At 70.3% G+C, this 13,147-nt stretch carries 12 protein-coding genes; all 12 read right to left on the bottom strand.

Going from position 1 to position 13,147, the window contains the following annotated elements; genetic code table 11:
- Position 1: 1 nt before the first annotated feature.
- The 12 genes from ahcY to E0F75_RS33305 all read right to left on the bottom strand — a co-directional run bounded on the left by ahcY (position 2) and on the right by E0F75_RS33305 (position 13,102).
- Positions 2-1,417 carry an adenosylhomocysteinase gene (gene ahcY, locus E0F75_RS33360; protein ID WP_229314702.1) on the bottom strand — a complete coding sequence of 472 codons (1,416 nt, stop codon included), beginning with the start codon at positions 1,415-1,417 and terminating at the stop codon, positions 2-4.
- On the bottom strand, positions 1,410-2,270 hold the full coding sequence (metF, locus tag E0F75_RS33355; RefSeq protein WP_229314701.1) for a methylenetetrahydrofolate reductase [NAD(P)H]: 861 nt from the start codon (positions 2,268-2,270) through the stop codon (positions 1,410-1,412). Before metF ends, ahcY begins: the two co-directional genes overlap by 8 nt.
- Positions 2,267-5,740, bottom strand: coding sequence for a methionine synthase (gene metH / locus E0F75_RS33350; protein WP_308189625.1), 3,474 nt, complete (start codon positions 5,738-5,740; stop codon positions 2,267-2,269). The genes metF and metH overlap by 4 nt, the downstream gene beginning before the upstream one ends.
- Positions 5,737-6,720 carry a carbohydrate kinase family protein gene (locus E0F75_RS33345; RefSeq protein ID WP_229314700.1) on the bottom strand — a complete coding sequence of 328 codons (984 nt, stop codon included), beginning with the start codon at positions 6,718-6,720 and terminating at the stop codon, positions 5,737-5,739. The genes metH and E0F75_RS33345 overlap by 4 nt, the downstream gene beginning before the upstream one ends.
- 5 nt (positions 6,721-6,725) lie before the next feature.
- Positions 6,726-7,946 carry a methionine adenosyltransferase gene (gene metK, locus E0F75_RS33340; protein WP_229314699.1) on the bottom strand — a complete coding sequence of 407 codons (1,221 nt, stop codon included), beginning with the start codon at positions 7,944-7,946 and terminating at the stop codon, positions 6,726-6,728.
- The gene (locus tag E0F75_RS33335; protein ID WP_030322008.1) at positions 7,943-8,194 is read right to left on the bottom strand and encodes a phosphopantetheine-binding protein; all 252 of its coding nucleotides are present in this window, start codon (positions 8,192-8,194) and stop codon (positions 7,943-7,945) included. The genes metK and E0F75_RS33335 overlap by 4 nt, the downstream gene beginning before the upstream one ends.
- Before the next feature lie 19 nt (positions 8,195-8,213).
- Complete coding sequence (acpS, locus tag E0F75_RS33330; RefSeq protein WP_051820623.1) at positions 8,214-8,651, bottom strand: holo-ACP synthase; 438 nt, start codon at positions 8,649-8,651, stop codon at positions 8,214-8,216.
- Between the two features lies 1 nt (position 8,652).
- On the bottom strand, positions 8,653-9,540 hold the full coding sequence (locus E0F75_RS33325; protein WP_229314698.1) for a hypothetical protein: 888 nt from the start codon (positions 9,538-9,540) through the stop codon (positions 8,653-8,655).
- Positions 9,541-9,571: 31 nt separating this feature from the next.
- Positions 9,572-10,465, bottom strand: coding sequence for a diiron oxygenase (locus E0F75_RS33320; RefSeq protein WP_229314697.1), 894 nt, complete (start codon positions 10,463-10,465; stop codon positions 9,572-9,574).
- 25 nt (positions 10,466-10,490) lie between these two features.
- Positions 10,491-11,534 carry a class I SAM-dependent methyltransferase gene (locus E0F75_RS33315; protein ID WP_229314696.1) on the bottom strand — a complete coding sequence of 348 codons (1,044 nt, stop codon included), beginning with the start codon at positions 11,532-11,534 and terminating at the stop codon, positions 10,491-10,493.
- The gene (locus E0F75_RS33310; protein WP_229314695.1) at positions 11,531-12,379 is read right to left on the bottom strand and encodes an SAM-dependent methyltransferase; all 849 of its coding nucleotides are present in this window, start codon (positions 12,377-12,379) and stop codon (positions 11,531-11,533) included. Before E0F75_RS33310 ends, E0F75_RS33315 begins: the two co-directional genes overlap by 4 nt.
- 183 nt (positions 12,380-12,562) lie before the next feature.
- Positions 12,563-13,102: a MaoC family dehydratase gene (locus tag E0F75_RS33305; RefSeq protein ID WP_229314694.1), complete on the bottom strand. Its 540-nt coding sequence runs from the start codon at positions 13,100-13,102 to the stop codon at positions 12,563-12,565.
- Between the last annotated feature and the right edge of the window lie 45 nt (positions 13,103-13,147).

Genomic DNA, 13,147 nt, shown 5'->3' with positions numbered 1-13,147 from the left:
ATCAGTAGCGGTAGTGGTCCGGCTTGTACGGGCCCTCCACCGGGACCCCGAGGTACGACGCCTGCTCAGGGCGGAGCGTCGTCAGGCGCACGCCGAGCGCGTCCAGGTGCAGGCGCGCGACCTTCTCGTCCAGGTGCTTGGGGAGGGTGTACACGCCGACGGGGTAGTCGGACGTCTTCGTGAAGAGTTCGATCTGCGCGAGGGTCTGGTCGGCGAAGGAGTTCGACATCACGAAGGACGGGTGGCCGGTCGCGTTGCCGAGGTTCAGCAGACGGCCCTCCGACAGGACGATGACGACCTTGCCGTCCTCGAAGGTCCAGGTGTGGACCTGCGGTTTGACCTCGTCCTTCACGATTCCGGGGATCTTCGCCAGGCCGGCCATGTCGATCTCGTTGTCGAAGTGGCCGATGTTGCCGACGATCGCCTGGTGCTTCATGCGGGCGATGTCGGACGCCATGATGATGTCCTTGTTGCCGGTGGTCGTGATGAAGATGTCGGCCGTCTCCACGACGTCCTCCAGGGTGGCGACCTGGTAGCCGTCCATCGCCGCCTGGAGCGCGCAGATCGGGTCGATCTCGGTGACGATCACCCGGGCGCCCTGGCCGCGCAGCGACTCCGCCGAGCCCTTGCCGACGTCGCCGTAGCCGCAGACCACCGCCGTCTTGCCGCCGATGAGGACGTCCGTCGCGCGGTTGATGCCGTCGATGAGCGAGTGCCGGCAGCCGTACTTGTTGTCGAACTTCGACTTCGTCACGGCGTCGTTCACGTTGATCGCGGGGAAGAGGAGCGCGCCCTCGCGGTGCATCTCGTACAGGCGGTGCACGCCCGTCGTGGTCTCCTCCGTCACACCGCGGATGCCGGTGGCGATGGTCGACCAGTCGAGTGCACTGTTCTCCAACAGGGCGCGCATGACGGCCAGTTCCTCGTTGGCGGCCTCGGGAAGCCTGCCGGTCTTCTGGTACTCGACGCCCAGGTGGACCAGGACCGTGGCGTCACCGCCGTCGTCGAGGATCATGTTCGGCCCGGCGTACGAGGCCCCGCCGTCGGCGTCCGGCCAGGTCAGCGCCTGCTCCGTGCACCACCAGTACTCCTCCAGGGTCTCGCCCTTCCAGGCGAAGACCGGGATGCCGGCGGCGGCGATCGCGGCGGCCGCGTGGTCCTGTGTCGAGTAGATGTTGCAGGACACCCAGCGGACCTCGGCGCCGAGCGCGACGAGGGTCTCGATCAGGACGGCCGTCTGTACGGTCATGTGGAGGGAGCCGGTGATCCGCGCCCCCGCCAGGGGCTGCGTCTCCGCGTGCTCCCGGCGGATGGACATCAGGCCCGGCATCTCGTGCTCGGCGAGCGTGATCTCCTTGCGGCCGAAGGCGGCCAGGGAGATGTCGGCGACCTTGTGGTCCGTGAAAGTGTCAGACATGGACAACGCTCCTCGCGCTCATGATGGTTCGGTGGATTTCCAGGGCCGCCGTCGACTTGTTCAGCGTGATGTAGTGCAGGCCCGGCGCACCCTCGTCGAGCAGCCGCAGGCCCATCCGCGTCGCGTGCTCGACGCCGATGCGGTACGCCGCCGCCGGGTCGTCCTTCGCCGCCTCCAGGCGGTGCGCCAGGTCCTCGGGGAACGCGGCGTCGCTGAGCTCCGCGAAGCGCCGGATCTGGCGTACGTCGGTGGCCGGCATGATCTCCGGGATGATCGGGGTGTCGCAGCCGGCGGCCGCGACCCGGTCCCGCAGCCGCAGATAGTCCTCCGGGTCGAAGAACATCTGCGTGATGGCGTAGTCGGCGCCCGCCCGGCACTTGGCCACGAAGTGCGCCAGGTCGTCGGCCGGACGCGCCGACCTCGGGTGGCCCTCGGGGAAGGCCGCCACGCCGATCCGGAAGTCGCCCAACGACCGCACCAGTTCGACCAGTTCATGGGCGTACGTGAATCCCCGCGGGTGCGGTGTCCACGGACCGCGCGGGTCGCCGGGCGGGTCTCCGCGCAGGACCAGGACGTCCCGTACCCCGGCGTCCGCGTAGGCACCGATGATCGCCCGGAGTTCGGCGACCGAGTGTCCGACGGCCGTCAGATGGGCGACGGGTCGCAGGGTCGTCTCGGTCGCGATCCGCTTGGTCACCTCGATGGTCCGGTCGCGGGACGAGCCGCCGGCGCCGTACGTCACCGAGACGAAGTCAGGGGACAGGGCCTCGACCCGGCGGATCGCCTCCCACAGCGTCCGTTCGCCGCGCTCGCTCTTCGGCGGGAAGAACTCGAACGAGTACGTGGGGCTCATCTGCGGCCTCCCGCGTTGAAGTAGCTCGCCTCCGGGTGGTGGACGACGATCGCGTCCGTCGACTGCTCGGGGTGCAGCTGGTACTCCTCCGACAGCTCCACCCCGATCCGCTCCGGGCGCAGGAGCGCGGCGATCTTCGCCCGGTCCTCCAGGTCGGGGCAGGCCGGGTAGCCGAGCGAGTAGCGGCAGCCCTGGTACTCGGTGCGGAGCATGCCGTCCAGGGACGCGGGCTCCGAGGAGCCCGCGATGCCCCACTCGGCGCGTACCCGCGCGTGCCAGTACTCGGCCAGGGCCTCCGCCAACTGGACGGAGAGGCCGTGGAGTTCGAGGTAGTCCCGGTAGGCGTCGGCGGCGAAGAGCTTCGCCGTCTCCTCGCCGATCCGGGAGCCGACGGTGACCACCTGCATCGCGACGGCGTCGATCTCGCCGGAGTCCTCCGCACGGTGGAAGTCGGCCAGGCAGAGGCGGCGGCCCCGCTGCTGGCGGGGGAAGGAGAAGCGGGTCCGCTCGCCTCCGTCCTCGTCCAGGACGATCAGGTCGTCGCCCTTGGACACACAGGGGAACCAGCCGTAGACGACGGCTGCTTCGAGGAGGTGGTCCGTCTGGAGGCGGTCGAGCCAGGCGCGCAGCCGCGGCCGGCCCTCCGTCTCGACGGTCTCGGTGTCCTTGAGGCCCCACTGGCCCTTGAAGAGGGCGGTCTCGTCGAGCCAGGAGGCGTACTCGGCGAGCTGGATGCCCTTGACGACCCTGGTCCCGAGGAAGGGGGGCTCGGGTACGGAGTTGTCGGCGGCGACGTCGGAGCGGCCGGCCGGCTCGGGCTCCCGGGCCTCGGCCGCGAGCAGCGGGGTCTCGCGTTTCGGCACGCGGCGCTGCTTGAGCGGGGGGAGTACGGCTCCGGGGACGCCGCGCTTGACGCCCATGAGCGCGTCCATGAGACGCAGGCCCTCGAAGGCGTCGCGGGCGTAGCGGACCTCGCCCTGGTAGATCTCGTGGAGGTCCTGTTCGACGTAGGCCCTGGTGAGGGCGGCGCCGCCGAGGATCACGGGGAAGCGCTCGGCCAGACCGCGGCCGTTCAGCTCCTGGAGGTTCTCCTTCATGATCACGGTGGATTTCACGAGGAGGCCGGACATGCCGATGACGTCTGCCCGGTGCTCCTCGGCGGCTTCCAGGATCGCGGAGACGGGCTGCTTGATGCCGATGTTGACGACGTTGTAGCCGTTGTTGGAGAGGATGATGTCGACGAGGTTCTTGCCGATGTCGTGGACGTCGCCGCGGACGGTGGCGAGGACGATGGTGCCCTTTCCGTCGGCGTCCGTCTTCTCCATGTGCGGTTCGAGATGGGCCACCGCGGTCTTCATGACCTCGGCGGACTGGAGCACGAACGGCAGCTGCATCTGGCCCGAGCCGAACAGCTCGCCGACCGTCTTCATGCCGTCGAGCAGGATCTCGTTGACGATCTCCAGCGCCGGACGGGAGGTCAGGGCCTCGTCGAGGTCGGCCTCCAGGCCGTTCTTCTCGCCGTCGATGATCCGCCGCTTGAGGCGCTCTTCGAGGGGCAGGGCGAGGAGTTCCTCGGTCTTGCCGGCCTTCAGGGACTTCGCCGTCGCGCCCTCGAACATCTGCAGAAAGCGCTGGAGCGGGTCATAACCGTCCCGGCGGCGGTCGTGGATCAGGTCGAGCGCGACCTCCACCTGCTCCGGCTCCAGGCGGGCGATCGGCAGGATCTTCGACGCGTGGACGATCGCCGAGTCCAGGCCCGCCTTCACGCACTCGTCGAGGAAGACCGAGTTGAGGACGATCCGCGCGGCCGGGTTCAGGCCGAACGAGATGTTGGACAGACCGAGGGTGGTCTGCACGTCCGGGTGGAGCCGCTTGAGCTCCCTGATCGCCTCGATCGTGTGGATGCCGTCCCTGCGGGACTCCTCCTGACCGGTGCAGATGGTGAACGTGAGGGTGTCGATCAGGATGTCCGACTCCCTGATCCCCCAGTTCACCGTCAGGTCCTCGATGAGCCGCTCGGCGACGGCCACCTTGTGCGCGACGCTGCGGGCCTGGCCCTCCTCGTCGATGGTCAGCGCCATGAGGGCCGCGCCGTGCTCCTTCGCCAGGGTCGTGACCTGCGCGAACCGTGACTCGGGGCCGTCGCCGTCCTCGTAGTTGACGGAGTTGACGACCGCCCGGCCGCCGAGCTTCTCCAGGCCTGCCCGCAGCACCCCGGTCTCCGTCGAGTCGAGGACGATCGGCAGCGTCGAGGCCGTCGCGAACCGGCCGGCCAGCTCCGCCATGTCCGCGGTGCCGTCGCGGCCCACGTAGTCCACGCACAGGTCGAGCATGTGCGCGCCCTCGCGGATCTGGTCCCGCGCCATCTCGACACAGTCGTCCCAGCGGCCGTCGAGCATCGCGTCACGGAACTTCTTCGAGCCGTTGGCGTTGGTGCGCTCGCCGATCGCCATGTACGCGGTGTCCTGGCGGAACGGCACATGGCTGTAGAGCGAGGACGCGCCCGGCTCCGGTTCGGGCCGGCGGTCGAGGACGGCCGCGCCCCGCACCCGCTCCACGATCTCCCGCAGGTGCTCCGGGGTCGTACCGCAGCAGCCGCCGACCAGCGCGGGACCGTAGTCGCGGACGAACGCCTCCTGCGCGTCGGCCAGTTCGGCCGGCGACAGCGGGTAGTGGGCGCCGTCGGAGGTGAGGACGGGCAGGCCGGCGTTGGGCATGACCGAGATCGGGATACGGGCGTGCCGGGACAGGTGCCGCAGGTGCTCGGCCATCTCGGCCGGGCCCGTGGCGCAGTTCAGACCGATCATGTCGATGCCGAGCGGCTCCAGGGCGGTCAGCGCCGCACCGATCTCGGAGCCGAGCAGCATCGTGCCCGTCGTCTCCACGGTGACCTGCACGATGACCGGCAGGTCCACGCCCACCCAGTCCAGGGCCCGGCGGGCGCCGATGACGGCCGCCTTCGTCTGGAGGAGGTCCTGCGAGGTCTCGATGAGCAGGGCGTCCGCGCCGCCCCGGATCAGGCCCTCCGCGTTCTGCCGGAAGGCCTCGCGCAGCGGCTCGTACGTGACGTGGCCCAGGGTCGGCAGCTTCGTACCGGGGCCCATGGAGCCGAGGACCCAGCGGGGGCGCCCGTCGGCGGCGGTGTGCGCGTCCGCCGCGGCGCGGGCGATCCGGGCGCCGGCCTCGGACAGCTCGTACACCTGGTGCTCGATGCCGTACTCGGCGAGCGCGGCCAGGTTCGCCCCGAAGGTGTTGGTCTCGACGCAGTCCACGCCCACCGAGAAGTAGGCGTCGTGGACGGAGGCGACGATGTCGGGGCGCGTGAGGTTGAGGATCTCGTTGCAGCCTTCGAGGTTCTGGAAGTCGTCCATCGTCGGGTCGGCGGCCTGGAGCATCGTGCCCATCGCCCCGTCGGCCACCACGACCCGCTTCGCGAACTCCTCCCGCAGGGAGCTCCGTACGACGGTCACGTGAGCCCCCTCAGATGGGTGACGAGCGTGGCGGTGCACCCGACGCCGTACGTCGTCCTGATCCGGTCCAGGAGCGATTCCCGGTGCAGGCGGTACTCCTGCGTCCCCACGTAGTCGAGGACGGTCGCGGCCACCGCGCAGCCCAGCTGCGCCGCGCACCGCTCCGGGACGCCCCAGAGCCGGCCGGCGAGGAAACCGGACCGGAAGGCGTCCCCGACCCCGGTCGGGTCGACGACCGCCGCGACCTCCACGGCCGGCACGGCGAGCGGCTCGCGGCCCTCGCCCCGGATGCGGACGCCGGCCTCGCCGTGGGTGGTGACCCAGGTGCCGACCCGGCGCAGCACGTCCGCCTCGGTCCAGCCGGCCTTCTCCAGGAGGAGCGCCGTCTCGTACTCGTTGGTGAACAGGAACCGCGCCCCGTCCACCAGCTCCCGCACCTGCCCGCCGTCGAGCCGCGCCAGCTGCTGCGACGGATCGGCGGCGAAGGGAATCCCCAGGTCACGGCAGGTGCGGGTGTGCCGCAGCATGGCCTCGGGGTCGTCCGGGGAGACCAGGACCAGCTCCAGTCGGCCGGTGCGCGCCACGACCTCCCGCAGGTCGATCTCGCGCGCCTCGGCCATCGCCCCCGCGTAGAAGGTGGCGATCTGGTTCTGGGCCCGGTCGGTCGTACAGACGAACCGGGCGGTGTGGAGCGACTCGCTGACGCGCACCGAGTCGGTGTCCACACCGTGGTCCTTCAGCCAGACCCGGTACGGCTCGAAGTCGGCGCCGACCGCGCCCACGAGGGCGGGGCGGAGGCCGAGGACACCGAGTCCGAAGGCGATGTTCGCTGCCACTCCGCCACGCCTGACCTCCAGGTTGTCGGCGAGGAACGACAGGGAGACCCGGTCGAGCCGGTCGGCGAGCAGCTGCTCGCTGAACCAGCCGGGGAAGGTCATCAGATGGTCGGTCGCGATGGATCCCGTGACAGCGATACGCATGGCCCTCAGCCCTCCTGTCCCGGATGAGCCGCCTTCTTCAGGGCCTCCACGCGGTCCGTGCGCTCCCAGGTGAACTCCGGGAGCTCGCGCCCGAAGTGGCCGTAGGCCGCCGTCTTCGCGTAGATCGGCCGCTTGAGGTCCAGGTCGCGGATGATCGCCGCGGGCCGCAGGTCGAAGACCGCGCTGACGGCCTCCTGGATCCGCTCGTCCGGCAGGGTGCCCGTGCCGAAGGTCTCCACGAAGAGACCGACCGGCTCGGCCTTGCCGATGGCGTACGCCACCTGTACCTCGCAGCGGCGGGCGAGGCCGGCCGCGACGACGTTCTTCGCGACCCAGCGCATCGCGTACGCCGCCGACCTGTCGACCTTCGACGGGTCCTTGCCGGAGAAGGCGCCGCCGCCGTGCCGGGCCATCCCGCCGTACGTGTCGATGATGATCTTCCGGCCGGTGAGTCCGGCGTCGCCCATCGGGCCGCCGACCTCGAAGCGCCCGGTCGGGTTGACCAGGAGGCGGTAGCCGTCGGACTCCAGGCTGACGCCCTCCTCGACCAGCTCCTTGAGGACGTGCTCGACGACGTACTCGCGCACGTCCGGGGTGAGCAGGCCCTCGACGGAGATGTCGGCCGCGTGCTGCGAGGAGACGACGACCGTGTCGAGGCGGACCGGGCGGTCCCCGTCGTACTCGATGGTGACCTGGGTCTTCCCGTCCGGGCGCAGGTAGGGCACGGTGCCGTTCTTGCGGACCTCGGTGAGGCGGCGGGAGAGCCGGTGGGCGAGCGCGATCGGCAGCGGCATCAGCTCGGCCGTGTCGTCGCAGGCGTAGCCGAACATCAGGCCCTGGTCGCCGGCTCCCTGCGCCGCCAGTTCGTCCCCGGCGCCTTCCACCCGGGACTCGTACGCCGTGTCCACGCCCTGCGCGATGTCCGGCGACTGGGCGCCGATGGACACCGAGACGCCGCAGGAGGCGCCGTCGAAGCCCTTCGCGGAGGAGTCGTAGCCGATGTCGAGGACGGCCTCGCGCACCAGCTTCGCTATCGGCGCGTACGCCGTCGTGGTCACCTCGCCGGCGATGTGCACGAGACCCGTGGTGATCAGGGTCTCCACCGCGACCCGCGAGGACGGGTCCTCGGCGAGCAGCGCGTCGAGGATGGTGTCGCTGATCCGGTCGGCGATCTTGTCGGGGTGTCCCTCGGTCACCGACTCCGAGGTGAAGAGGCGGCGGCTCATGCCTGGGCCTCCACCGGGGTCTTGAAGAAGTGCTGCTCGATGGCACCGAGGGTGCGGATGGACTCGACCTCGAGGGTCTCCATCTGGATCGCCGTGCCGCTCTCCTGCTCCAGGAGGAAGACGAACTCGACGAAGGACAGCGAGTCGATGAGCCGGTTCTCGATCAGGTCCAGGTCGGACGCGATGTCGTCGCGCTCGGGGTGACGCTCGAGGATCCAGTTCTTCACCGTCTGCAGGCCGTCGGCCATGGTTGCTCTCCTTAAGCTGCTAATGGATGGGTGTGGCGGGCGCGATGATCGGTGCGGCCACCGCCACCGCGTAGTCCACGTCGTGGCTGATGGACACGGTGATCTCGGTGATGCCGGACTCCGCGGCCATCTCGGCGGCCGCCCGGTGCAGTTCCACGAGCGGCCAGCCGCCCTCGGAACGCCGCACCACGATGTCCGGCCAGGGCAGGAACCTGCCCCTGACGCGTAAGGTCTTGAAGGCCGCTTCCTTGGCCGCGATCCGCCCGCACAGGCTCAGTACGTCGAGCCCGGAGGAGGTACGGCAGTCGGCGAGCTCGCCGGGGGTGAGCATCCGCTCGAAGAACCGCTCCCCGTACTGGGCGAGGAGCCTGCGGACACGGTTGACGGACACGATGTCCATGCCGAGGTTCGCCCACCCCAGGCCGCCCGCCGGCGGGGCGGCGGGACGGGCCGGCACGTCAGATCACCGGCCCGGCCGCGCCACTCGCACCGGCCCGCATGCGGGCGTTCGCGTCGAGCACCGCCTCGGTCGCCGCCTGCCAGCCGCCGTGGCGGCGGGTCAGCGCGGACAACCAGCGTTCGAGGCCGAAGGCGACACAGCTGGTGAAGGCCGGTCCGCCGGTCGACTCCAGGGTGATGTCGCAGCGGTCGCCGAAGAAGTTCCGGTGCGTGTTGACCGAGGCGATCGCCAGGTCCTCGTACAGGAACTCGTACTTCACCGGGGTGAGCCGCTGGAGGAGCGCCTTGGACCCGCCCTTGTCGAAGAAGGGGTCGCAGGCGGCCTCCCTGCGCAGCGGCAGGTCGAGCGCCGCGGCGAAGGACCGGATCCGGGTGGTGAAGTCGGCGAGGTGCGTCTCGGCGTGCTCGCGCGCGCCGATGGCGACGATCTCCCTCATGCGGAACCCGAGTTGGCGCCGCATGCCCTCGTAGTGGGTCTCCTTGCGGAAGCACCAGGAGCAGATCGTGACGAGGGTGTCGTCGGCGACCCGGGTGCCCTGGTGGTCGAGGTAGACGGCATAGCAGGACGCCGAGGGCAGTCCGAGGCCGGCCGGTTCGAGGGCGGCGGCGGGCCACTGCCCGTGCTCGCCGTCGAAGGGGGTGGTGAGGCGCCCCTCCAGGTCGAGCGGGGCGGCGAGGACGGCCTGGTGCGGGAAGTTGTCGTAGTAGTCCAGCTTCGCCAGGTCGGCGGCCGGCAGGAGCGGGGGCATGGTCATCGGGCGGGCGCCCGCGGTCACACCCCAGTTCTCGAAGGTGTCGTCGAGGAGCCGCAGCAGGCGGGTCCCCTCCGGTCCGAGCGAGGGAAGGCCCCTCGTGTCCCCGACGGTTCCGGGGGTCGTCACGGTCATGGTCGGTGCACCTCTCGGGTGAGGGCGTCGCTCAGACGACGGGCAGGGTGTCGTCGGAGAAGATCCCGGTCTTCAGGAAGAAGGCGAGCGGCTTGCGGATCGCCTTGCGCTCGTGGGGGCGGCGGCTCTCGTCGGCGACCAGCGCGTTGCGCAGGGCCAGCGGGTCGGGGATGCCGGCGTCGCGGTACACGTGGGGGTTGTAGAGGGAGTTGACGCTGTAGACGACGTACCGCTTGAGGTACGCCTCCACCTCGCGGACCCGCTCGGCACTCACCGCCTGGCACATCCGGCCGTACAGGAGGGACACCAGCTCCCGCCCGAAGGCGATGTGGCGGGACTCGTCCTGGTGGTGGATGCGGTTGACCTCGCGGATGGTGTGGCAGAGCGAAGCGTCCTTCGCCATCCGGGAGTTGTAGTGGTCGACGAGCTCCTCGAAGAAGAGGATGCGGGTGAAGACGAGGAAGTTCTCGACCTCGGGCTCCCAGGCGGCGTCGGCGCGCATGGCGGTGGAGCCGTAGATCTTGTGGCCGTAGCGGCGGCAGAACTCGGAGAAGAACCACATGTGTTCGTTCTCCTCACCGATGAAGTGGTGGAAGAAGTCCGAGGGCACCTCGAAGCCGGGCATGTGGATGCGGCCGACGACCTCGATGAGGAGCTCGCGGATGCCGTGCACGTTGAGGCTGTAGAAGTTGATCGACTCCCACTTCGACAGGCGCTGAAGCGTTTCCTCGTCGAGGGCGTCGTAGTGCCGGGTGCCGTAGACGGTGAGCAGCTCCGGGGTCATCCAGAAGCGGTTCTCCTCCAGCGTCTCGGGCCACTGGAAGGTCTGGTACGGGTTGTAGTAGTCCTCGACGGAGCGCTCGCTGAGCCGCTCGAGGACCTCCATGAACCGGTCGGTGACGGGCAGGGGGGCGGTGGCGCCCATGATGGTTCCTCCAGGCTTCGGGGGTTCAGGGCCGGACTTCGTAGACCGCGTTCACCGGGGTCTCGGTGGCACGCCGCCAGCGGGTGAAGCCGGCCTCCTCCGCGATGGCCCGGAAGGCCTTCTCGCCGGAGTGGTTGCCGAGCGCGTGCGGGCCGCGCTGGGCGACCGCGACGGGCAGGCACATGACGGCGGACAGGGCCATGAACATGCGGGCGGCGGGCGTCTGCGCGTCGATGTCCTGCGGGGAGACGTTCGACTCGACGAGCATCCACGTACCGTCCGCGTCCAGGGACTTGTGGACGTGCTGGGCGGCGGCGACCGGGTCGCCCATGTCGTGCAGGGCGTTGAAGAAGCAGACCAGGTCGTAGCCGGAGCCCGGGTAGTCGTCGGCCGACGCGACCTCGAAGACGACGCGCTCGGAGAGACCGGCCTCCTCGGCGAGCTCCCGGGCGATCGAGATGGCCTCCTCCGAGTAGTCGAAGCCGTGCACGGTGGCGTTCGGGAAGGCCTTCGCGATGAGCAGCGTGGTGTGGCCGACGCCGCAGCCCACGTCGGCGACGGTGCCGCCGCCGGCGAGCTTGCCGGTGACCTGGTCGAGGGCGGGCAGCCAGTCGGCGACGAGCTTGTGCTCGTACGTCGGCTGGAAGAAGGAGCCCATGCCGGTGTCGAGGGCCGCGTCGTGCTCGGCCCAGCCGACACCGTCACCGGTGCGGTACGCCTCCACGAGCAGGTCCTCCGTGGCGTACAGCGCCTTGAGGGCGGTGAAGAACCCGGCGGCGTACGTGACGGCCTTCGGGTCCGCGAGCACCTCGACGTGGTCGGCGGGGAGCGTGTACGTGAGGGAGCTGGGGTGCCGCTCGACGTACCCGGCGGAGAGCTGGGCGTGCAGCCACTCCTCGATGTACCGCTCGTCGGTGCCGGTCGCCTCCGCGAGCGCGGCGGAGGTGAGCGGGCCCCGCTCGGCCAGCGCCCGGTAGAGACCGAGGCGCTGCCCGAGGGAGACGGTCAGACCGCGGACGGCCGCTCCGGCGTCGGTGATGACCCTCTGGTGGAAGTCGTGGGCGCTCACGCGGCCACCTCCTCGTAGCCGTTCGCGCCCGGCAGGTCGCACGAGAACAGGAAGGAGCGGGGCACCCGCGGGACCGAGCGGGCCGGCACCGGGTAGGGCCAGCGTCCGAAGTCGGCGCCGGCCTCGCCGGGCTGCCTGACCTCGCGTACGGCCCAGCCGCAGTCGGCGAGCAGCGCCTCGGGCTCCTCGGTGCCGAAGAGCCACGGGTTGCCGTCCTCGTCCAGGGCCTTCATGAACCCGCGGGCGAGCGGGTTCTCCAGGGCGGCCTTGGAGATGACGTCGCCGAGCAGCACGGAGCCGGGGGCGGCGTGCGCGGAGAGCGTCGATATGAGGGTCCGTACGGCCTGCTCCGGGAGGAAGAACAGCAGGCCCTCCACCACCCACAGGACGGGCTCCTCGCTCTTCCAGCCCGCCTCCTTGAGGGGGCCGGTCCAGTCCTGGGTGAGGTCGACGGGGACGGTGATCCGGTCGCGGCCGGCCGGCTTCGGCTCCTTCGCCAGCATCTCGGCCTTGGCCTCCAGGAGGGCCGGGCGGTCGAGCTCGTAGACGGTGACGCCGTCGGGCCAGGGCAGTCGGAAGAAGCGGGTGTCCATGCCGGCGGCGAGGAAGACGACCTGGCGGATGCCCCGCTCCTCCACCGCCCGGACGATGGCGCGGTCGAGGTAGGTGGTGCGGATGGCGAGGAACGGCACGGTGCCGCCGCCCGCGTAGCGCTCGAGCAGTTCGAAGCCGATCTGGTCGGCGACGGTGCGCGCGTAGGGATCGGCGAACAGCCGGTCCTCGCGCTCGGTCTCCAGGGCGCGCGCGGCGGCGGTCCACTGGGCGGTGCGGGATACGGCCTCCACAGGAGGTCCCCCTTCACTTCGGTGGATGTACGGGGCTTCGGACAGGTCCGGATGTACGGACGGGTCCGGGTGTACGGGGCTTCGGACAGGTCCGGATGTACGGACGGGTCCGGGTGTACGGGGCTTCGGACGGGTCCGGATGTACGGACGGCCGTGTTCAGGAGCCCGACGAAGGACGGTTCGTCAGGCGCTCATGACCGGGACACAGGTCTTGGCCGGTCGCCCACAGGCGACGGGGTCCTCGGCCGCGGGCATCGACGACAGATGGTCGGCCTCGGAGTCGGCGGGGCGCCGGCGGAAGATGCTGTGCAGGATCATGCTGAACACGGCCGTCCCGTCGGAGGCCACCAGGGTGCACCGCGGTTTGACGGTGCCGGTGGCGGGATTGAACGGCGACGGGGTGGAACCGAGGATCTCGACGCGCGCGGTGAGGACGTCGCCCGGGCGGACGGGCCGCAGGTAGCGGACCTCGTCGATGCCGGGCGAGCCCATACAGGCGCTGTAGGCGAGCAGTCCGTCGACGTAGCGGCGCATGAACATCGCCTGGGTGTGGAATCCGCTCGCGATCAGTCCGCGGAACTGCGACTGCTCCGCGCGCTCGGGGTCCGTGTGGAAGGGCTGCGGATCGAAGCGCCTGCCGAACTCCAGCACCTCCTCCGCCGTGACGGTGACGGCGCCCAGCTCGTGGACGTCGCCGGGCCGGAAGTCCTCGAAGTAGCGCATCGTGCGCCCCCCTTGACCTAGGAGTGGTCTTTCCCTGGCACACAC

This window comes from Streptomyces sp. CB02980, from assembly GCF_014451325.2.
Taxonomy (GTDB): domain Bacteria; phylum Actinomycetota; class Actinomycetes; order Streptomycetales; family Streptomycetaceae; genus Streptomyces.
Note: the sequence above shows the minus strand (reverse complement) of the source record. Positions and strands in the feature narration are given on the sequence as shown.

Coding starts and splice junctions, on each gene's coding strand:
- ahcY (WP_229314702.1), bottom strand. CDS start 1,417: ATGTCTGACACTTTCACGGACCACAAGGTCGCCGACATCTCCCTGGCC.
- E0F75_RS33305 (WP_229314694.1), bottom strand. CDS start 13,102: ATGCGCTACTTCGAGGACTTCCGGCCCGGCGACGTCCACGAGCTGGGC.
- metF (WP_229314701.1), bottom strand. CDS start 2,270: ATGAGCCCCACGTACTCGTTCGAGTTCTTCCCGCCGAAGAGCGAGCGC.
- E0F75_RS33320 (WP_229314697.1), bottom strand. CDS start 10,465: ATGGGCGCCACCGCCCCCCTGCCCGTCACCGACCGGTTCATGGAGGTC.
- metK (WP_229314699.1), bottom strand. CDS start 7,946: ATGAGCCGCCGCCTCTTCACCTCGGAGTCGGTGACCGAGGGACACCCC.
- E0F75_RS33325 (WP_229314698.1), bottom strand. CDS start 9,540: ATGACCGTGACGACCCCCGGAACCGTCGGGGACACGAGGGGCCTTCCC.
- E0F75_RS33335 (WP_030322008.1), bottom strand. CDS start 8,194: ATGGCCGACGGCCTGCAGACGGTGAAGAACTGGATCCTCGAGCGTCAC.
- E0F75_RS33345 (WP_229314700.1), bottom strand. CDS start 6,720: ATGCGTATCGCTGTCACGGGATCCATCGCGACCGACCATCTGATGACC.